The sequence below is a fragment of the Bacillus sp. FSL K6-6540 genome, from assembly GCF_038007545.1.
Window position 1 is genome coordinate 6,126,070 of sequence record NZ_JBBOXH010000001.1, and the last position, 19,019, is coordinate 6,145,088.

23 protein-coding genes are annotated in these 19,019 nt (G+C 52.3%); all 23 read right to left on the reverse strand.

Annotation, left to right across the window (positions count from 1 at the left end; all coding sequences use genetic code 11):
• The gene (locus tag MHH82_RS27440; RefSeq protein WP_192570634.1) at window positions 1–966 is read right to left on the reverse strand and encodes an XkdQ/YqbQ family protein; all 966 of its coding nucleotides are present in this window, start codon (window positions 964–966) and stop codon (window positions 1–3) included.
• Window positions 967–978: 12 nt separating this feature from the next.
• The gene (locus MHH82_RS27445; RefSeq protein ID WP_332295562.1) at window positions 979–1,698 is read right to left on the reverse strand and encodes a LysM peptidoglycan-binding domain-containing protein; all 720 of its coding nucleotides are present in this window, start codon (window positions 1,696–1,698) and stop codon (window positions 979–981) included.
• Window position 1,699: 1 nt separating this feature from the next.
• A complete protein-coding gene (locus tag MHH82_RS27450; RefSeq protein WP_340968795.1) occupies window positions 1,700–3,682 on the reverse strand; it encodes a hypothetical protein in 1,983 nt (660 codons plus the stop codon).
• A gap of 194 nt (window positions 3,683–3,876) precedes the next feature.
• Window positions 3,877–4,299 carry a phage tail assembly chaperone gene (locus MHH82_RS27455; RefSeq protein WP_340968798.1) on the reverse strand — a complete coding sequence of 141 codons (423 nt, stop codon included), beginning with the start codon at window positions 4,297–4,299 and terminating at the stop codon, window positions 3,877–3,879.
• Between the two features lie 29 nt (window positions 4,300–4,328).
• Window positions 4,329–4,787, reverse strand: coding sequence for a phage tail tube protein (locus MHH82_RS27460; protein ID WP_119846504.1), 459 nt, complete (start codon window positions 4,785–4,787; stop codon window positions 4,329–4,331).
• Between the two features lies 1 nt (window position 4,788).
• Window positions 4,789–6,108, reverse strand: coding sequence for a phage tail sheath family protein (locus MHH82_RS27465; protein WP_340968800.1), 1,320 nt, complete (start codon window positions 6,106–6,108; stop codon window positions 4,789–4,791).
• Entirely contained in the window at window positions 6,109–6,282 is a 174-nt protein-coding gene (locus tag MHH82_RS27470; RefSeq protein WP_340968802.1) for a hypothetical protein, read from the reverse strand.
• Complete coding sequence (locus tag MHH82_RS27475) at window positions 6,279–6,716, reverse strand: phage tail terminator family protein (RefSeq protein WP_340968803.1); 438 nt, start codon at window positions 6,714–6,716, stop codon at window positions 6,279–6,281. Before MHH82_RS27475 ends, MHH82_RS27470 begins: the two co-directional genes overlap by 4 nt.
• Before the next feature lie 485 nt (window positions 6,717–7,201).
• Window positions 7,202–8,305 (reverse strand): phage tail protein, encoded by a 1,104-nt coding sequence (locus MHH82_RS27480; RefSeq protein WP_340968805.1) that lies wholly within the window; start codon window positions 8,303–8,305, stop codon window positions 7,202–7,204.
• Between the two features lies 1 nt (window position 8,306).
• On the reverse strand, window positions 8,307–8,873 hold the full coding sequence (locus MHH82_RS27485) for a YmfQ family protein (RefSeq protein ID WP_340968807.1): 567 nt from the start codon (window positions 8,871–8,873) through the stop codon (window positions 8,307–8,309).
• A complete protein-coding gene (locus MHH82_RS27490) occupies window positions 8,866–10,020 on the reverse strand; it encodes a baseplate J/gp47 family protein (protein WP_340968808.1) in 1,155 nt (384 codons plus the stop codon). Before MHH82_RS27490 ends, MHH82_RS27485 begins: the two co-directional genes overlap by 8 nt.
• Window positions 10,020–10,478, reverse strand: coding sequence for a DUF2634 domain-containing protein (locus MHH82_RS27495; protein WP_340968810.1), 459 nt, complete (start codon window positions 10,476–10,478; stop codon window positions 10,020–10,022). Before MHH82_RS27495 ends, MHH82_RS27490 begins: the two co-directional genes overlap by 1 nt.
• Window positions 10,471–10,860: a hypothetical protein gene (locus MHH82_RS27500; RefSeq protein ID WP_340968812.1), complete on the reverse strand. Its 390-nt coding sequence runs from the start codon at window positions 10,858–10,860 to the stop codon at window positions 10,471–10,473. The genes MHH82_RS27495 and MHH82_RS27500 overlap by 8 nt, the downstream gene beginning before the upstream one ends.
• Window positions 10,853–11,830, reverse strand: coding sequence for an XkdQ/YqbQ family protein (locus tag MHH82_RS27505; RefSeq protein ID WP_340968814.1), 978 nt, complete (start codon window positions 11,828–11,830; stop codon window positions 10,853–10,855). Before MHH82_RS27505 ends, MHH82_RS27500 begins: the two co-directional genes overlap by 8 nt.
• Window positions 11,827–12,471 carry a LysM peptidoglycan-binding domain-containing protein gene (locus MHH82_RS27510; protein ID WP_015737371.1) on the reverse strand — a complete coding sequence of 215 codons (645 nt, stop codon included), beginning with the start codon at window positions 12,469–12,471 and terminating at the stop codon, window positions 11,827–11,829. Before MHH82_RS27510 ends, MHH82_RS27505 begins: the two co-directional genes overlap by 4 nt.
• 65 nt (window positions 12,472–12,536) lie before the next feature.
• Window positions 12,537–14,282 (reverse strand): hypothetical protein, encoded by a 1,746-nt coding sequence (locus MHH82_RS27515; protein WP_340968817.1) that lies wholly within the window; start codon window positions 14,280–14,282, stop codon window positions 12,537–12,539.
• Window positions 14,283–14,299: 17 nt separating this feature from the next.
• Window positions 14,300–14,434, reverse strand: coding sequence for a hypothetical protein (locus tag MHH82_RS27520; protein WP_340968819.1), 135 nt, complete (start codon window positions 14,432–14,434; stop codon window positions 14,300–14,302).
• Between the two features lie 23 nt (window positions 14,435–14,457).
• Window positions 14,458–14,892 (reverse strand): phage tail assembly chaperone, encoded by a 435-nt coding sequence (locus tag MHH82_RS27525; protein WP_192570619.1) that lies wholly within the window; start codon window positions 14,890–14,892, stop codon window positions 14,458–14,460.
• 136 nt (window positions 14,893–15,028) lie between these two features.
• Window positions 15,029–15,436, reverse strand: a complete 408-nt coding sequence (locus MHH82_RS27530; RefSeq protein ID WP_009594594.1) for a phage tail tube protein — start codon at window positions 15,434–15,436, stop codon at window positions 15,029–15,031.
• A 109-nt stretch (window positions 15,437–15,545) separates the two neighbouring features.
• A complete protein-coding gene (locus tag MHH82_RS27535; RefSeq protein WP_015737375.1) occupies window positions 15,546–17,012 on the reverse strand; it encodes a phage tail sheath family protein in 1,467 nt (488 codons plus the stop codon).
• 2 nt (window positions 17,013–17,014) lie between these two features.
• Window positions 17,015–17,224 (reverse strand): hypothetical protein, encoded by a 210-nt coding sequence (locus tag MHH82_RS27540; RefSeq protein WP_015737376.1) that lies wholly within the window; start codon window positions 17,222–17,224, stop codon window positions 17,015–17,017.
• Between the two features lie 10 nt (window positions 17,225–17,234).
• Window positions 17,235–18,077: a hypothetical protein gene (locus MHH82_RS27545; RefSeq protein WP_015737377.1), complete on the reverse strand. Its 843-nt coding sequence runs from the start codon at window positions 18,075–18,077 to the stop codon at window positions 17,235–17,237.
• Window positions 18,078–18,541: 464 nt separating this feature from the next.
• Window positions 18,542–19,018 carry an ArpU family phage packaging/lysis transcriptional regulator gene (locus tag MHH82_RS27550; protein WP_015737378.1) on the reverse strand — a complete coding sequence of 159 codons (477 nt, stop codon included), beginning with the start codon at window positions 19,016–19,018 and terminating at the stop codon, window positions 18,542–18,544.
• Between the last annotated feature and the right edge of the window lies 1 nt (window position 19,019).

Consider the following 19,019-nt stretch of genomic DNA (forward strand, 5'->3'; position numbering starts at 1 on the left):
TTACACCACCTTCATATTCAGCGACATCGTGTGCGTACCGTCCGAGAATTTATGCGTACACTCATCGATGAGATACGGCTTCAAGCCTTCTTCCGGCAGATTCACATAGATCGTGTTTCCGGCACGGACCCGTAAATCCCCGATAGCCTCGATCGACAGCGTCTGCTGCTCCCTGTTCTTCAGCTCCAGCAAATTTTGCGCTAACTGCTTCAACTGAGCGGGATTCATGTTCTCGTCAGCAACCTCGTATAACTGGAGCAGGCCCCACTGGGCAATGTTTTGTCCGTGCTGATATAGGTAAACGTCCCGCTTGCCCGTCTGCTTGTTGTCCCGCACGACTTTGATGCGGTTGTACGTCTCGTTGTCGATGCTTTTTTTATATGAAAAATCCGTCATGAGGCTGTCTTCTCCCACCGCAAGCATGAGCAGCATGTCATTGATGTTGGTCAACGTCAGTTCGCCGTACCGGTCGTAAAACATATAGTACTGCTTGGTCGCGATCAACGTGGAATCCAGGGCCTTACAGATGATATCGATCAGTTTCTTGTCCGCTTCCAGCATGGCAGGGATCGTATGGCCCGTATCGGCCAGCGTTCCTGTCTTCAGATTGAAATCCTTGGCGATCTTCCGGATGATATCCTCCACCTTGGCATTCGTGAACCGGTAGGTGTCGTTGCTGGACAGGTAGCGCAGCTGATCGTAAGCCATCACCTTGACCTGGGCGTCCATGCCCCACTCCTTGGAAAAAACATACCCATAAAACAGATCCTTGTTATCCTTGCGGAAGCGTACAATGTCGCCGTTCTCCACTTCGAATGCCTTGCTCTGCGCCAGGCCATCGTTCACATAGTTGATATCCAGACTTGCCGGCTTCGCCTGACGGCTTGTTTTCCACGTGATGTCGGTTACGATCTGCCCCAAATCCCACACGCTTCCGTTCTTGCGGTCAATCATCAGTTCGATCACGATGCCACCTCTTTAGGGAATTTTCAGAACCCGGCCGACGGCCAGCTTCCGGACCTCATGGTCCTTGATTCCATTCAGTTTTTGGATGTCCGCATGACGGGAACCGCTGCCGAGCAGCTTTTGGGCAATACTCCACAGGGTGTCGCCTTTGGCAACCGTATAGGAGGTTGGTTTTTTGCGGTCATCCGGCCTGTCTTTGGTTTTCACCGCAGCGGCCTTTTTGTCCTTAACCGGCATAACCTTGCGTGCCCCATAGAACACATAGCGCTTAAGCGTGATCGAGAACTCGATATCTTCCGGCGATCCGGACATCGTATTCCAATTGAAACTTTCGATGGAGGCCGCCATGTTGATGCCAAAAGACTTCATCGCCCGCACCACATTCTTGCCATCCGTACCGCTCAGCGGATCGGGAACAAGCCCCGTCATGACAAAGCGCACAGGCCTTCGAGACTCCATCCAGCCTTTAATGGTATTTACGTATTCAATCGGAAGCTTCAGCTTCTTATCAGACCCTAGATGGACAAAGGGATACACTCTCCCCGGAAAAAAGCTTTCAAATGAAATCTCCGTCAGCTTTGGATGCAGAATCGCATTCACTTCGCCAAGCCCCGCGACCGTATAGGATTTGCCTTCACCGCTATCCTTGACGTCAATCCGCTCAGGGTTCACCGGAAATCGAAAAACTTCCTCCTGGTTATTGAAGCTCAGAAAAAATCCGTAATCGCTCATGCTACAAGTACACCCCCTCGGCACTGGACACAAACTGCTCCTCCAGCGTTCGGTTAATTCTCGACATGATCGTATCCAGATCGGCCCCCGAGTTAATATCTCCCGTCGTCATCTGCACAGTGGGCGTCAGGGTGATCATATTGCTGATCGCATTCACTTCCGCCAGATCGCGCATCACTTTTAGATCCTCGCTCGCCACGTCCACCGAGTTATCCACTTTACCAATGGAATCGATGCTGCCGCCCGCAGGGGCTACCGGGATTGGGGCCGTTGGCATGGCAGGCATGGACGGAGTTGGGGTAGTTTTCGGAACGGTAACATCGTATCCGGTTTTGCCGTTGTTGTATTGTTTTAAAAGATCCTCGTTGTTCTTGCCCAAGTTTTTATCCGGCATGAATTTATCCTTGAAGGTATCCATTGAAAAATCTTCTATCGCTTTCTGTCCCGTATCCTTAAAATTCGTAAAGTCTGCTTTATACTCGATCTCTGCAATCTGCTTAGTGTCCACGCCAAGGACTTTGCCAAAAAAGCCCGCTACCGCGTTCACACCTTTAATGATCCCGTTAATGACGGAAATGACGGTGTTGACCGTGTTTTGCGCCAGATCGACGATGAAGCCGAATACGTTACTGAAGACCTTTTTTAGTCCTTGTGTAACTACACTCCAAACACCGAATGCTGAAATCACGGCGATAATTAGGGCAATTAAGAACATAAGTGGATTCGCGTTAATAATCATATTAAGAATTCTCATCGCTCCGGCTTGGATGCTGGTTGCTGCCGTTAATAGATTCGTCTTCATAGCTGCAGCTAGTTGAGCGGCTCCATAGCCTAAAGCAACGATTCTGCTGGTTATTAGTCCAATATTGAGGATTCCTAGTAATACAGCTGCAAACGTAATGATGGGCAGTAACCCCATAAATATGCTGATAACGTTCCAGATTGCCATTCCCACGCCAGAAATCGCACCTTTAATAAATTCCCATGCCGGTGGCACCAGTTCTGCAATCCACATAAACACTTGGACCAATACAGATAACCCAATGGTTAAAGCATCAATGAATGGCTGAAATGCTCCCGACTCTAATGCGGCACTTATCATTTCCATTAACGGCATAATGGCTGCCAAAGCTCCAGTTCCGATTTGAACAAACGAGTTATCCACTAGTCCTAGCAGCTTCTGCCACTTGTTAACGGGAGAATCCATCATTGAGCCTAATGCTTCTTGCGTCATGCCGGATTTTTGAAGCAGCTTGTCCATGGATGAGAGAAACGCAGCAAAATTGCCCTTAGATGAACTGATTTCCGCATTGAAGCTTTTGATCTGGGCATCAGGAATATTAAAATTTTTAGCCAGGGAACTGGTATCTCCGCGCATCGCACTCATAATTGCCTCTGTTGCATCTTGAGAACTCTTATTTCCTGACGACATCATGCTCATACGATCGGCAAAGCCGGTAAGCTGCGTGAGTTGATCCGAATTTTTGGTTATAGACATAAACGAGAGTGCGTTTTCTAGAGATTGATTTACATCCGTTCCCGTTTTCAGCGCATTATTCTTGAATGTCTGAAACATCGCAGTGCCCACTTCCGCATTACCTGCTTTTACTTTAAATAGATCTTCAAGTTTCTGTTCCTGAGCAGCAGGAGCGATAGTCGCCTTGACGACAATTTCTCCCGCTTTATATGCCGATTTGGCAAATTTGAAAGCTTTGCTGAGGGCGCTCGCTTTCTTTTCGCCTTCCCCCATTTTTTGATTCATTTGTTCGATGCCATCCACGACTTTTTCGGTCATCTGAAGCATTTTTTCTTTATACGAGACAGATTTTGCCGTTGAACGCGTTAATTTTTCTTGCTCTTCCTTAGCCTTAGTGATCTGTTTGACAACCTGTTCGTATCCCTTTTCAAACTGCAGCCATTGACCAACCAACACATCATTGGCCATGTTGTTAAAGTACGACAACGCATCCTTTACACTCGCCATTCCTTCACCCCCTTCTTCTACAACCTATCTCCGCTTCCGGACTCGCTCGAGCTTCTCCTTCTCCACCCGCATCGAGATCATGGCATAGATGGCGGCCCGTTCCCGGACCGACATCGCCATGAGCTGGTGAGGAAGGATGTGCAATTCGTGGAGGGCGTAGTACGCATAGTTCGCGTCACCGTCGCCCTCTTTGATCAGTTTTTTACGTCTTCTACCAGATCGTTCATATCGCGGTCAAAACCGTTCAGGGCTTGGACCCGCTCGCCAAGTGCGGCGAACTCGCCGGGCAGCAGCATTTTGCGGAGCAGGGATTCTGCACCGAGCACGCCGTAGGATTTTTGCAGCTCGCTGTTTTTCAAATCCGGGTAAATGACGCTCGATACCATCAACTTCGCCATATAGTCATTCGGGTCAATTTCTGGCGTGAATACGCCATTCTTGCCCTTGACCTTACGCGTAGCCGCTTTGCGGCACTCCTGGTTCTCCTCCTCCGTGATGCTGCGCAGCTTCCAAGGCACGGGGTTCCCTTCCGCGTTCTTAAAACGAACAGAGACCACGAATTCCTCCGTGATCTCCGCAGACGACTGGCCAGCAAAAAACATACTAAAATCGCTCATATTCTTTCCTCCTCATATATGAATAAGTATTAAGCCAATGGGTTAAACGGCGTCTCAATCCGCACATTCTCAAACGTGAAGGCCACTTCTTCCTCCAGCGCCTCCGCTTCCGTGTCTAGAGATGCCATAATCACGCTGTCCAGGTTGACCCCTTCCAAAATCACCGTCTGACGGCCCGTGGTCGATCCCGGATCCTCATTGCGCACTTCGATCATAAAATAGGCGTCTTTGCCGGTCTGAATGTACTCCATCATCAGTTCACGGAACAGCGAGGTCACATAGTAAATGGTCATCGTGCCGCTGCCCTTCCAGCCAATGGCTTTGTGCTGCACAGCGCGTTGGCCCATCGTTTTCAGCTCGGCTTTTTCCTTCTCCACCGTAGCTTCCAGTGTTTTAATGTAGAACATTTCCTCCATACGGTCGCCAATCTTGACGAATGCCTTGCCCTCTTGCCCCGAAATCGTGTCGCTTGCCCGCAAAAATGCCATCTTAGACCACCTTCACTTTCATGTATACTTTTTCAATCGCATCCACCGGCTGTACCTTGATATCCACAAACAGCACATCGCCTTCCGTGCCCGGCGTCACCACAATATCTTCGTTCGCATCGAAATTTTGGATAGCCCCGATGTTCTGCAAAGACGCAAAATACGCCGCGCATTCCGCCCAAAACAGCGTCCGGCCATCCACATTGTTGTCTACCTTCCCGATATAGGACTTCTCAAAAATCAGCTTCAAATCATTCGCAATGCCATCCAGGACGCGGACCACACGGTTTTTGGAAAAATGGCGCGCTTTGGCCGGCTCAATCGATGTAAAACTGTTAATATCCTGCTCGACCACGGCCTTGCCGCCGCTGTAGCTGAACAGGAACTCGCCCTTCGTCAGCGCTTCTTCAATCTCCGTATGGCTAAGACGAACATCGGTATCCACCGCTTCATCGTAAGCCGCATACGTCAAGGATTCGTTGACCGCTGCCGCAGCAGTGGCTCCTGTGACCCAAGCCACCGCCTTCACCTTGTCTAATATGGTGCCGTCGGTGAGAACAACGCCATTTTTCACGGAGATGATTCCTTCATAATCCGCAGTTGGATAGTCGGACAATACAGCTTGGACCTTCTTGCCTTCCTGCTCGCGAAGCCGCTTAACGAATGCGGTATACAGAGACTTGAGCGTTGGGTCTGCAGACAACAGGCCTACGGTCTGGAAGTCATGGACCTCAAGCGCGGCAAGGAAGTCCACATGCTCTTGGCTCGTCACGGTGCCGTTGGCGCCGCCAGTCAGAGCAAATCCTGCTGTTGCTGCCAAATCGCCGGTATCCGGTGCGAAGGTTACAAACCGATTCGGCTGCAGTTCTGTTGCACTAGCTACAAGCTGCTTGTCCACAGCTTTGCCGCTCAGCAGCGTGCTGACCACAAACTTGCCGGGATCATCCACCGCGTGCTCAACAACGATCTGGATGTCATTCCCACGCTCTCCACCGTAAAGAGCAGTTGCTTTCAGTCCGGCCACAGAACCGGCCGCCTGTACGCCACTGTTCAAGCGGTACAACAGAAGTGTGCCAGCACGCTTGAGGGTTTCTTTTACCGAAAGAAGCTGCGGTGCCGTGATATCATAACCCAGCACCTCAACCAGATTGGTACCTGGTTTGATGGTCAGCATCTTTTGCGGTTCTCCCCATGGAAGGGACAAGCCCAGTGCGGCAATCCCCCTTTCACCTACGCGCCCGATCGGCTGCTCCTGCGATGAGATTTGAGTGTAAACGCCTGGTCTTACTTTGTTGGGTGTTGTCCATGTACCTCCGGCCATTTAGATGACCTCCTTTTTCAAAAATGTGGTGAGTTGCTCTTTCGCTTGCTGAACGGTGTACGTTTTGCCCTCTTCGAGTATGGCGCTCAGCACATCCTTCTCGCGATTAGTGAATTGATTGGATTGTGCCAGCTGTTGCTTGTTGAACGCCGGTGCTGTTTCTTTTTTACTCATTTCAATTCGCCTCCCTGTTTCAATGTTTGCATCTTCATTTCTGTTTCTTCCTGATCCGTTGTCATCTGAATGACGTATTCTGCACGAAAATATCCTTCTCCCGATGTCCCATCATTCCCAGTTGGCCTCTCCCACGCCACTGATGAGGCACGGCATGGACGGCCTTCAACATCTAGTGAAGTCAACGATTCAAGCATCTCGTCCATGATCGTAGCCACTGGCTTCCCAGTTACCGGAACATAATGGATCTTGAAACGAAAACGAGCCGTATATCGTCGTTGCGATATCGGCTCGAACTCGGCTAGGGTTAGCTCGGTTTGGAAGTATGGGGCTGGTGGTAATGGGTCGGCATCCTCTTTGAAGATGAAGGGGATGTCGGGGAAGGAGTTGGATAATCGGGATGCTAGTGCATTGCGTATGTGTTGGGGTGGCATGAGGGTGACTCCTTTCTTTAGGAATAACTGAATTGCGAAACTACTTCGTCCCCCTTCTTTCATTCGAATAGTGAACACAGGAGTTTAAGTGACTTGTCCTCATAAAAAAACGCCATATTAGCCAACTGGTAGTTCATTACAGCCAACTATGTTCCCTTTTATCTCTCAGATGCTATAGTATCTTTTCCTGTTTTTATATAAAGCGAAAACTGAGATAGGGAGAAGATCAGGATGATCTTTGTCTTGTAGCAATATTTTTTAATGACCTGTCTAAGTACTCTACAGATCATATTCAATAGTCTATGGTCTGCTCATATTCCTCTGACGTAATCATCCTTGCCACTACAAAGGTTTAAAGCTCTAAACATTAAATAAATTTGAGCAAGAGATAACAACCTGAAATATTTTTCACCTGGATGGCTGTTGGTAAATAATCGACATTTCCCGATTTTATCCGTTACGGGTTTAATATGATAGATTCTCCTTTATCCGTAAAGTAGGGTCGCATTCCAACTAGACAAATAATGGTCGTTTCCTTGGGGACTATTTGTTCTGTATAATCTCCGCTCGATAAGAGTCATGGGGCCTTGGTTGTTGAACTCCGGGATTTGGGTTTTCACAGTATCGATGTTTAGTAGTCTATTACTTAAGGTCTGGTATTGTAAGTAGTGACTACCTTTCTGTACATAGGTATACCAGGATGTATAAACGTTACCTTGATTATCCTTTAGAATAATGTAGGCTGACACCTCATTGGATTGAGCTCTATCATCGATTCGTGATGTATACGTAGGACCTACAGTACTAAGTACAAACCGAACACCAGCCGGTATGGTAACGATAGGAACATCGACGGTGCGATTGTTCTGATCACGTAAACCTGTCGCATCTGAAACATAGATGTAGTGATTAATAACAGCCAGCCCGGATACGCTAGGTTCCAAACTTCCTGGGACCCCGTCAAGGCTCACACCGACTCTAATGTTACCTGGAATCTTATTCGGTTCTCCCCGGATGATAATATCCGATGAATAATACCCTGCTTGCTTTGTTATGTTGGTCGTCCCCGGGGTGATCAAACCACCAGCTCCTCTATTTGGCATCGTGCCGGTCCTATTATTCCCCACTGCATTACTAAACGTCTTCCCCGCCAGCACATCCCCAGCCGTCGCATTCCCCGTCGCCTTTATAACCCCAGCCATCTTAGCGACCAGTTGCGCCCAGGCTTCACTCGTGGATGCCGCTACCCCAATGGAGTTGAGCGCGGCAACCACATTGGCTTTTTGCTCAACTCCAAGCTGCTTTCCCGCGAGTGCCTCATCATAAGCCGCCTTCACCGCCTTCTCCGTAGCCGCCACATTCTCCCGCGTACCATTCGTGGCGCTGGATAGCTGCACAATCCCCTTCTCTGTCAACGAAGCTTCCGGAATATCCACATCGATATTTCCGAGATCCTCCCTGACCTGCCCCACAGCCTCATCAACCTTATCCCAGTTCTCATTCAGCATCGTCTCGATGTTAAAGGTCTCATTGCCATCCACCATCGGGTCTTTCTTCAACAATCCTAAATTCGGTGTGTTACTGGACAACTCAAACACCTCCTGCAAATTTGTTTAACGGCGTCTGCCCCAGCTCGCCCAAAGTCATCACGTCATGAATATCGCGTATGAGCAAGTAGTTGAACGCATACGCCACCGCCAGATGCGCCGGCTTGATCTCCTCGATCGCAGACTTCAAATCCTCCAGATTCGGCGGGATGCCGAGCGTATCCACGAATTTAACCGTGAAGCCCCATTCCTCGGGTTGAAAAGATACCTCAACCGTGCCGCCGTCATAAGCCTCCGCCACATTTTTCACGAGGGCTCCGGAGAAGGTTCCCGCTCCGCGCAGCTTGGACTCCAGCACTGCCCGCCGCTGCTCGATCGGCTTGTTCCGGTCGGTGGGAATGCCAAGCTCCATCTCCCAGCGCTCCAGGCCCCAGGTTGCTGTACGGACGAAGAACTGGTCTGCGGCTGAGTTCAGTGCTTGGTAAAGCGCGTCCAGCTCGCTGCCCTTGGCATCCATATCGGATAACATGACCCGGGAGGTCTCGTAATAGGCCGGTAAATAAGAAAACAGCTCGCGACCGCGCAAGCTGTTCATTCGGGCATTATTCACTTACGCTCACCGTCCCCAGCACCGCGACCTGACCGGAGCCAATTTCGATGTTTTGCTGCTCGGTATGGCCGTTAATGGTCAAATCCGAGTAGTCGACGATAATCGGGATATCCAGCAGTACGGCGGAAATACGAGTGTATCTTACCAACGGATCTTTCCTATTAAAAGCAATCTGCTGTAAATACGTCCGAACGCCATCCTCGATCAGCTTCCGAATTTCGTCCATCGTCGAAGGCTGCTCCTGCGTACGCTGCACTTTGACGGAGATATCAATCGGAACTTCCGCCGCTGGCATCACGGTAATAACGGGACCCGCCGGGGCTACGCCTTCTCCCTGTCCATCCTGGGACGGGTCAATGTGCTGCTGAACGGCATCCACGATATCCGGGCTTGCCGCACGCTTGTCCGTATCCAGCAGATACAGCCCAACGGTGCCGGGCCCTTTCCACAACGGCGCCACTTCCACGCCGCCAACGCCGGCAATCTCATTGGCCCACTGCATGTACTGCGCTTTGTTGCCGCTCGTTCCCTGACTTCGGACTTTGGCGTAAAAACGCTCCAGAAGCGACTGATCGCTTTCGGTATCCGTCCCGCTCCGCGTCGGTTCCGGGTTCGTAACCGATGTTACGCCGCTGACCGACGTCATCAATAGCTGAATGACGCCTGCAGGAACATTCCCGCTGCTGCCCGGCATGACGGCTCGGATCGACGCCGTGCCGGTACCCAAAACACTCAGCATAACGCCTGACGTGGTCACATATTCCACCGACGATTCCCCGGAACCCTCATCGGCTGGCGTAGCGACATAGGTTCCGGCAGGCACGGACGTCCCCGGCTTTCCCGTAAACACAACGATGCCGGACGATGCGACCGCTTCCCGCCGGGTAATTCCATGCTCTGCCGTCCTCAGATCGAGTTCGGCAGACCGGATATCCGGGTGATCGCTTGCCACCGTGCTCGCAAAGCCACGACGCAGCAGCTCCTGCGCCCACAAGGCAGCCTCAGACAGCATAAACGCAACCGGCGCCTGCGCATCCCAAATAAAAGAGCCCTCCGACTTGTCGATGTCCGAAGGCACTTTGTTCAGCATGCGGTTCATAATGTTCTCTTCCGTCTGATCCAACAAATATAACGGCAAATCTGCCATCAGATCACCACGCTTTCTATGATTTCCGTCTCATCCCGAACGCTCGTAATACGGCAGCTGAAACGGCAGGCTTCTCCTTCCCATTCAAAAAGAAATTGATCCACGCTCTCCGTCCGTGCGTCCGCCAGCAGCGTCTCGGTTACCATTCGCTGAATTTCGCTCTCTTGCAGAGATCGGTCGTAGCCTTTGCCGACCAGCTCCTCCAGTTCGCTGCCGTAATCGGGCGTATAGATCAAATGGCGGTAACGTGGCGTACGGATCGCTTTTTCGCACCAGATGACCCAGGCTTCCTTCTCATCCGCAACCGGAATCTTCCGGGTGGGAGTCATCACGAACTCACCGGCTTCAAAATCATACCGCCAGCTCCGTCCAAAAACAGCTCCTTCACCCTCCAGTACCTCAGGATCCGTGGCATCTGTCCAAACCATGTCCTCGTTTTCCGGAAACAAATTAGCCACCGCTACTCACCACCTTGCATACAACCACCACGTCATTGCCGCTGTTGACCCGAACGGCCAGCACCCGGTCCCCCGGTTTCAAGCCTTTTCCCAGCTCAAAGAGGGTATCTTCGACTTCATTTTCTTCCACATCAAACGTCATTTCCTGCGGCTGGCCCCCCAAAGTGGCGGTACCAACAGCCGTATAACGGGGTAAGGTCAGTAAGCCAGGCAGCTCTGCTACCATATAGTCCTGCAGCTCATGCTTGAAATCGTCCAGCTTGAGTCCCGTCGAGGTTATCGTGCCGAGCACGGCCCCTACGCCGCCCATGGCTTGACGGGTTTGCTTGTTCAATGAGGCATATAAGGAGGACGCCAATTGTCCATAGGGGTCTTTATTCAAGGTAAAACCTCCTTTTTACATCGTCATAACTCCCCAGCTCCAGCATCATGCTCCCGGGGTTTCCCAGCTCCCGGCTGACGGAAATCACGAGCAGCTTCATCGAGCCCAGCATGACCGCATCTCCGGCGCGGATCGTATTGATATCGGGTGCATTAAGGGAGATGGTCTCCCGAATCCCCCTCAGTTTGCTCCGTGCCAGCTGACGGGCAGCCGCAGGCGACTTCACTTCATCATCCTGAATGATCGCTTGGAGTTGGCCGTATTTGGCGATATCCTTCTCCTCGATGGCCATGACCTTGGAAGGAACCTCTTGCCCGGTCTCGCTGGCGGCTGTCGCCAGCACCTTGACCTTGGTCGCCGCGCCCTCCAAAGTCCGCGATTGCGTGGTATCCGTGATAGCCTCCAAGATGTAGACTTCTTTATTCGTTCCCAACTCATACAGCTCAAGACCTGAAGAGATCATCCGCGGATGATACAGCTTGCCGCCGGCTTTGGCCGTCTCGCGCAAATCAGCGAACATACTGGCATAAATCGACTGCGTCCGGTAAACGGAACGCCCCAGCTGCTTCTCGGTATCCGGCAAAACGGCAATTTTCAGGTTCCAGTCCGCCGCATACTTTTTGAATCTCTGGGTGGCGGTCTGCTTCGCCGGGAACAGATATTCATCCTCCGACTTGTCGAGATATACCGTCCGATCGTACAGCGTGAGGGTCATCCGCTTCACCCCATTGTTGGAGGTTTCCACTTCCCACACGACAGCCGGGTGCAGCAGGGGGACATCATCTTTTTTACCGTATGGAATTCCGCTGATCCGGATCGCCATTCCCGGCGAGATCGGCGGCAAATCCGGCGTGACAACCAGATTGACGGTTCCCTGATAAGCGACTTGTTCAAGCGAATCCCGCAGGTTGATAGCTTCCACCAAGGGAGAAAGATCGTATTGATCCTGCAAAATCACCTTGTAACTCATGACAGCACCAGCTTCTGGCCGGGTTTGATGGCGTTCGGGTCTTTGCCGATCGTCTTCTGGTTCAGCTTGTAGATCTGGTTCCATTTCGAGCTGTCCCCGAGCTCCAGCTTGGCGATTTTGGAAAGCGAGTCTCCTGCCTTCACGATATACGTCTTGTTCTTGTCCTTCATGTCGGCCCGGGGCTTTTTATTGGTTCCTGCTGCCCCGCTGCTGCCTGCCGTTTTGGCCACCTTCATGTCACTCCATGTCCGGAGCGTGATGTCAAAATATACGTCCCCAACCTCTCCGCCCCGGAACGTGGACTGATGGGAGGCAACGTACACCGGAACGTTCACCGCCGTCTTGGTAATGACAAATTGCAGCGGTGTTTTATACGCCAGAAACTCATTGAGTTTGTTCATCGCGGTTTGCGGTTTGATATGATCTCTCTCATGGCCTTTACAAAAAGCTGCATCATACTCTTGCGGGAAAAAGGAAGAGAACGATATCTCCTTAATCCGATTCCCTTGCGGAAAATCAAACTCTCCATAGTTGAGAATCGTGGCCGTTTCCAGGCCCTTTTGCCGCGATATGGTCACCTCTTCGGGATTGACCGGGAATCGGAATGTCATGCCTTTGCCGTTCTTCAAAATAAACTCCACCTTGGGCCCCTCCTTTCTGTATGGATGCCTTCGGACCCGCTTCATACTGCCGTTAACCATCATCTTCAATAGGCCATCGGAGTCGGCTTCCGGTTCTGGGCTGCTTTGCTGAATTCGGCTCTCAGCCGCTGCCCGATTAGAAGAATCAATCCTTCTACATCGATCGGGTGCTCCTCATGCACCGTTACCTGCACCGCGCCTGAAGGTAGATTGTAATTCACGGTTGTCTCTGTTTTGAAATCCATCAGCAGGCCGGATATCGTGCTCATCTGCTCTGGGCTGATCTGAACGGATTGCGGGGACGTCGGCTTCCCTGCAAAAGCTTGGTTTTGCGCTGCACTCGCGGGTGGCCCAATAGTACTTATGCTTGTAGCATGGCTAGGCGGCATATAGGGGCCGTATGTCTGTTTCGATGCTTGATTAGGAAGCAGTGGCGCACTTACATTTGCGGGAGCAGCATTTGAAATTATCGGTCCTTGAACAGCAACCGCCGTTGAGCTGGAAGGTGATATCTTTGGAGCATCCTTCGACTGCACGGCTTCCTTGTCTTTTTTCCCGAAAGAAAACGTCTTGGAGAACCACTTGGTGACCTTCTCCTTGCTTTCTTTGAGCGAATCGCTGATACCCGTAATGGCGCCGCCCACCTTCTCGCCAACAAAACTTCCGACGGTCCCGCCAAGCATGGAGCCAACGAATGTGCCTGCGCCCGGGATCACGGAGCCAACGAAACTGCCGATTGTGCTGCCAATACCGCCACCGATGGCAGAGCCGATCGCTTGGTTACGCTCTTTCCCTGGTGCAGCGGAAGCGATTGCGGCCGCATCAGCTATATAACTCAACGGGCCAAGGGCGCGTTTGCCAATACCCTTCATCAAGCCCGAGTCTAGGGTGCTTTTGCCAACACTCTTTACCACGCTTGCTGCTGTGCCGCCATTCGCAGCTTGTTTGGCTGCATTGGAACCTACACTTGTCTTGGCAGCACCCCTTACACCTCCGGAAACGATGCCGCTGGCACCACCGCCACCGAACATCCCCTTAGCGAAATCTGAAGCTTTCTTGATTAGATCCAATGCCCCTTTCCCTAGGTTGCCAGCGGATTCAATAACGTCTCCCGTTTTTTCAGCTCTGCTAAAAGCCTTGCCCCACTTTGTTTGAGGCTTACCCGCTTGTTCTGTCTTAGGAGCAGCAACCGTGCTTTGATTGGCCGAGCGCCCTCTATTTCTAGGACCAACCCTTCTGTTTTTGTCGACCACAGGACGCGTGTTATCGGCAGATTTATCTTTACCCCAAGAATCAAACATCTTTTTTGATTTATCCTTCATTAGTCCCCCGGTTCGCACGGTGGAACCAACCAAAGTGACGATTCCTAAAACTCCTAGCGCTTTATCCAAAAAAGATTTTTTACCGCTTCCTTCCCCTGCCTTTTGTGATCCAAGCGCAATCGTGAGTTTATTTACCGCATCCGTATTATTCTCCAAAGCTTGAATCATCGGTGAGAAATCCAGCCCGGCCGCCTTCACATCCAACATCACGCCAGCCTTAACCTGCTTCTGCACATTCAGCTTCACATTCGCCGAGGCTTGGATGACTTGCGACTTCACCCGCTGCATTTTGGCCAGCAGATTGTCCAGCCCCTTCGAGGCGCTGTCCTTCAGCACGATTTCAGGCGCCATCCGGGTTCGTCCGATACGCATGACGCGTCCCTGGATCCGCTCAAAATAACGCTCCATCGCCCGCAGCTCGCGGTTGGCCTTGATCACGTTTTTCGGATCGATGACCAGATTCATGCGGTAGTTCATGGCTTCAGCCATTTCGTTTCACCTCCTGTTCACTTCAAACCCTGACCGGCCATGCCCTCGATCTCCTCCTGGGAGAAAGCGAGCAGCAGCAGGCGCTCGCCTCGCGGGAGCCGCCAAAAATCTCCGGGACGAAGGTGATGCCGGACCCACAGATGATACAGCATCGTCGTCATTCCCCCGGAGCCGATCAGTTTTTTAGGTCAGCAATCTCAACCCCGAAGCCGGACAGCTCCAGCACTTTATCGCCTACGGCATCCAGCTCTCCGGCCAGCAGCATGCGGCGAACCGCCTGCTCTCCGCCCGACAGCTTCAAGCGGCTTGTAATCCGCGGATCGCCCCAGCCGCTGAGCGTCAAACCCTTCACCGACAGACTGCTCGTGGCCTCGGAAATCAGCAATGCATTAAACGTTTCCGTATCCACCTTCTCATCCACTGCACCCTTTACCGTCCGGCGAACCGTGCAGCGCTCGCGGATGCTGTCCACCTTGCTTGAAGTCAAACCCTGCAGCACCATCTGCATATCCAGCCGCTTAATGCGTACCGTTTCCTCCGGCAATCTTTCCGCCGCCTCGAACAGACTGTCCAGAATTTGCTCCTCGCTCATGTTCTCGTGTAAGCTCATGTGTATATCTATCTCCTTCACTCATAAAATAGTAGCCCTAAACTCAGCGGGCGACGTTCGCCCGAACCAGACACGCCATGCCGGGCGAAGCCCCGCTTATTGACCGCTCTCAAGCCGTGCTTAAGGTAAACAGCCCTTAATCCCCCTGAATCGGATCCAACAGCTCGTACCCCTCAAAGGTAAACGAGGTTTCCTCCTGCACTTCCTCGCCGGCCGTCCAGTTGGCCAGCTGGATTTTGTCCGGCATGCAGCGAATCAGGCGAACGCGCTCATGGCCGTAGGATTCGGGATCGTCCAGCTTGGAGATGATATCGAATTTGGTGAAGCCGCGGGAGATCATATCGGAAGTGACCTTGTACCCGCTCATCGTGCCGGTTCCTTTTTTGCTGCCGTTTTTGTGCACCGTCCAGTCGTTGCCGACCAGCTTCAGTTCGCGCTTCTCCAATTCCACGCTGGCTTCCAGCTTATTAATGTGCGTCTGCCATACCCCGTCGATATATGCCTGGCCGTATGTCCCCATAATGACTCTTGAAGCATCCAACATATTAAGTTCCTCCTCGATTTCGTTAAGTTTTTAAGAAAAACGTTTATGGACGTGCATCCACAAAAAGGCAATTCGGTTCTCATCTTAAATGTACTGATCGCTCTTCTCGTTATTGCACGTAAAACGTACCGAACAGCTGCTCCATCACGTCGGTCAGCTTTACGTTCCATTGCAGGAAAACCTGGTCCGGTTCCGGCGTGTTCACGGCGGAATCGCCATAGTACGCTGGATCGAGAATGACGTCATAACCGTCCGGCTCGATGACATTGCTCAGCGACAACGAAGCGAGATATTCCTTCACGGCGCCGATCAGCGCGAGTCGTCCTTCCTCGGTGTTGTTCACCTTGCCGATGTAGGTCTGTTCCGCGGCCAGCTGCAAATCGGCATGGATCGCATCCATCACGCGGATGGAACGGATTTTTTTCCAGGCATTGTTTTGGCCTTCCGCCGGATTCACCAGCGTGTTGATGCCGCGGAGCGCCTTTACCTGACGACCGTCGTAGAACAGGACGAATACGCCATTGCGTACGGCCTGCTCCTGCTCGGAGCGCGTCCAGCGGCGGGTCACATCTTCGAATGGCGTTACCGCATATGTAGCGGATTGGTTCAAGCGTTGACCGGCAATAAGCCCGGCCACATAAGCAGCCGTCTGCGCGGAACTGTAGTTCACGCCGGATAGACGCACGCCCGTCCCCACATTGATGATCCCTTCATGGTTCAATGCAAGCGACCGGTCTGCGGCCAGTTTGGCTGCATCCTTGGAGATGTCGTCCGCCGCGCTGCCGCCGAATACGGCCATCACGCCGCGTCCTTCTTGACGGAGACGCTTTACCCAAGCCGCAAAGCTCTGCAGCAGAGCCATATCCGCAGCGTAATCCAGGGCGAGTACATTAAATTCCTGGCCTTCGACTGCATCCAACATCTCGATATAATCGGCATTCGTCAGACCGCCGTTGCCGCTCTTGCCTCCGGACAGCGCGGCTCCGTTCACGTCAGCGGGAACGCCGGACGTTTCCAGTGCGGTTGCCGTCACCCAGAGGTTCTCGGCATCTTCGTTGATCTGCGCCGCCATCGACGCAGCGGATCCGTCCGGGCTGGAATATGTGCCAAGCAGCTTGGCGCCTTCATAGAGGCGAAGCTCGCGTGCGGCCGGGTCGATCAGCGACGGCTGCACCGTTACGGAGAAGCCGTTGCCGCGGCTGCCCGGGTATTTGGCCTCAAGCTTCAGCACGTCCGAAGGCGCAGCTTCCGCATTTTGAAGCGTCACGCTAGCCGCTGCTGCCGTGTTGTCCGCCAAACGATAAGCCAGCAGCTTTTTCGGACCGCCGAGCAATGCCAGATAAAGCGTCTCGTAAGCGGTAGCGCCATCCTGGCTATCCGCGGAATACAGCTCGGAAATCGCGAACTCGCTTCCGATCTCCACGAACTCCTGCACCGGTCCCCAATTGGCTTTGACCGGCACGACGACCGTACCGCGACTGCCACCCTGAACAGCCGACGCGGCTGCTGCCTTGAAATTCATATACAAACCCGGCAGTACCGGTTTATTCGTGCTTTCCCATGTTCCACCTGCCATGATTAGACCACCTTCGCTTTCATGAATTGTTGGATTCTTTCTTTGACCTCGGTTACCGTGAACTGCTCTCCATCTGCCCCATACATGGCACCCGCAAGCACTTCCGCCCGAACCTGAAACAGTTCATGGGCGTGTGCTTCAAGTTCCGTCAAGGAATATCGGGGAGCGCTGCTCCCGGGAGCTTCGGATTTGAGTGTTTTTTTCACAGCCATACTGGCCACCTCACTTTAAAATAGGATGAATGTTAACGCGCCTGATCAAGGCGGCTTCCTCCGGCGAACGGTTCTTCCGCTGGGCCAGGGTTAGCTTAATCTGACCGTCCAGAATGGGATCGGCCTGCATATCGGAGGAAATTTCCGCAACGGATAAATAACGGCGTTCCTGTAAGTCCAGAACCAGCTGGACCTGGGTGCCAAGCTCCTCCACCAGCCTTGCAGCCGTAAGCTGCTCGTCCGCGGAATCCAGGGAGGCGATATGCCCGATAAAGGTTTTGCGGACCTCGAACATCGAAGCTCCCGCCATTCGGGTCTCGCAGCCGGTCATCCGCCATAATACGGCGTGATCCTCCCGCCCCGCAGGCCATGCCGTATGGTAGATGCGCCAAGGACCACCCAGCATATCTCCTGTCCAGGCTGTCAGCGTATCCAGCCATTCATCCGGCTGTCCGACGGAGCCTGCCCCGGATGCCTGCGGCATATAGATCCCGAATCGCAAGACCCGGATCATTCTGCCTGAAACAGGATCAAGCTTGTCAGCCTCCGGAACACCCAAATAATGAAGCTTGAATGCATTTCCGTCGGCTCCGGCAACCCGCTTGCGGTGAAGTCCCTGAATGAGTAAATCCGCCCATCGATCCAATTGCGGCAGATCGGAACGATCCCCATGCAGCTTCAATCGCACCACCTGCCGGTACCCGGCCCATGAGGATTTCCAGACGTCCTCGCCGAGCGTGATCACGGCATATAGCGGGTCGCTTACCCCCTCCTCCGGCGGATGCACGTCATATACATGGCCTTCAAGCTCCGGAATGAGGAATGCGACGGCCTGTTTGACCGCCCCTCTCATTCCGCAGTTTGCCGGACGCTCTCCGGTCGGCCATAGGACAGCCAGCTGCTCAGAACGATCACATGCTTATGCAATATGACCCCCTCCTTTCTTTTCATATAAAGAATCGGAAATGAGACGCCCCAGGCATCAACCGCAACAAAAAACCGGTCCTTCTCAAGGCCGGCTCACATCGACTGTGTGTGTGTGTTCGGTACGCTCTGTTTTGCTTCATTTCCGATAATACAATCTTACACCCCTAAATCGGATGCGCTGACGCCTTATGGGACGATTCATGCTGAACTTTAAGCGGAATGACGGCGGAAAATAGCACGAACTTATGTTCTCATTTATGTTTGGATTCCCAGCCTTATCTTGTTCTTTCTCGTGAAATGCGGCCTTTCTATTTAGAATCAAAAAACCGGAGGACCTCCATTCTGAGGTCCTCCGGTTTTGCTCGATGTGATGATCCGTGCTCGCGCTTGTCAGCTCATTTTGCTCTTGGCGGCTTTCTCTAATTCCTGCAGCTTCAGCAGTCCTCTGTCCGCCAAAGCCAAGGCCAATTTATAAAAAGCCCGGGTTCGGATCTTCGTGTACGTGTCCTTGCTGACCGGCGGCTCGAGGATATGGTTGTACACTTTGTAATCGAATACGTCGTCCTGTTTCATGTACCGTTCCCGAATCAGGGTCTGCTCCCGCTCGCCAAGCCGTTCCACGATCGATTCGATCGTTTCGCAATACTGCTTCCTGGCCGCCGGCATATCTACATTATATATGGCAACCGCTGCCGTTTGGTCCGAGGTGACGTTGGTCGGTCCATGGAACCGCTCCGTGTAGGATGCGGTCACGCTCATCTCCCTGACTTCGAATGTAATGGTTTTATAGATGCGATATTTTTCGAATATCGCTTCAACGGCGCTTTGGGTCTTTCTACGATCCAATTCCGGTAACAATGGATTCATT

What these genes read in the sequence shown, in the direction of transcription:
- MHH82_RS27445 (WP_332295562.1), bottom strand. Translation starts at nt 1,698, where the DNA reads ATGAGCGATTACGGATTTTTTCTGAGCTTCAATAACCAGGAGGAAGTT.
- MHH82_RS27450 (WP_340968795.1), bottom strand. Translation starts at nt 3,682, where the DNA reads ATGGCGAGTGTAAAGGATGCGTTGTCGTACTTTAACAACATGGCCAAT.
- MHH82_RS27455 (WP_340968798.1), bottom strand. Translation starts at nt 4,299, where the DNA reads ATGAGCGATTTTAGTATGTTTTTTGCTGGCCAGTCGTCTGCGGAGATC.
- MHH82_RS27460 (WP_119846504.1), bottom strand. Translation starts at nt 4,787, where the DNA reads ATGGCATTTTTGCGGGCAAGCGACACGATTTCGGGGCAAGAGGGCAAG.
- MHH82_RS27465 (WP_340968800.1), bottom strand. Translation starts at nt 6,108, where the DNA reads ATGGCCGGAGGTACATGGACAACACCCAACAAAGTAAGACCAGGCGTT.
- MHH82_RS27470 (WP_340968802.1), bottom strand. Translation starts at nt 6,282, where the DNA reads ATGAGTAAAAAAGAAACAGCACCGGCGTTCAACAAGCAACAGCTGGCA.
- MHH82_RS27475 (WP_340968803.1), bottom strand. Translation starts at nt 6,716, where the DNA reads ATGCCACCCCAACACATACGCAATGCACTAGCATCCCGATTATCCAAC.
- MHH82_RS27490 (WP_340968808.1), bottom strand. Translation starts at nt 10,020, where the DNA reads ATGGCAGATTTGCCGTTATATTTGTTGGATCAGACGGAAGAGAACATT.
- MHH82_RS27505 (WP_340968814.1), bottom strand. Translation starts at nt 11,830, where the DNA reads ATGAGTTACAAGGTGATTTTGCAGGATCAATACGATCTTTCTCCCTTG.
- MHH82_RS27515 (WP_340968817.1), bottom strand. Translation starts at nt 14,282, where the DNA reads ATGGCTGAAGCCATGAACTACCGCATGAATCTGGTCATCGATCCGAAA.
- MHH82_RS27520 (WP_340968819.1), bottom strand. Translation starts at nt 14,434, where the DNA reads ATGCTGTATCATCTGTGGGTCCGGCATCACCTTCGTCCCGGAGATTTT.
- MHH82_RS27525 (WP_192570619.1), bottom strand. Translation starts at nt 14,892, where the DNA reads ATGAGCTTACACGAGAACATGAGCGAGGAGCAAATTCTGGACAGTCTG.
- MHH82_RS27530 (WP_009594594.1), bottom strand. Translation starts at nt 15,436, where the DNA reads ATGTTGGATGCTTCAAGAGTCATTATGGGGACATACGGCCAGGCATAT.
- MHH82_RS27535 (WP_015737375.1), bottom strand. Translation starts at nt 17,012, where the DNA reads ATGGCAGGTGGAACATGGGAAAGCACGAATAAACCGGTACTGCCGGGT.
- MHH82_RS27540 (WP_015737376.1), bottom strand. Translation starts at nt 17,224, where the DNA reads ATGGCTGTGAAAAAAACACTCAAATCCGAAGCTCCCGGGAGCAGCGCT.
- MHH82_RS27545 (WP_015737377.1), bottom strand. Translation starts at nt 18,077, where the DNA reads ATGAGAGGGGCGGTCAAACAGGCCGTCGCATTCCTCATTCCGGAGCTT.
- MHH82_RS27550 (WP_015737378.1), bottom strand. Translation starts at nt 19,018, where the DNA reads ATGAATCCATTGTTACCGGAATTGGATCGTAGAAAGACCCAAAGCGCC.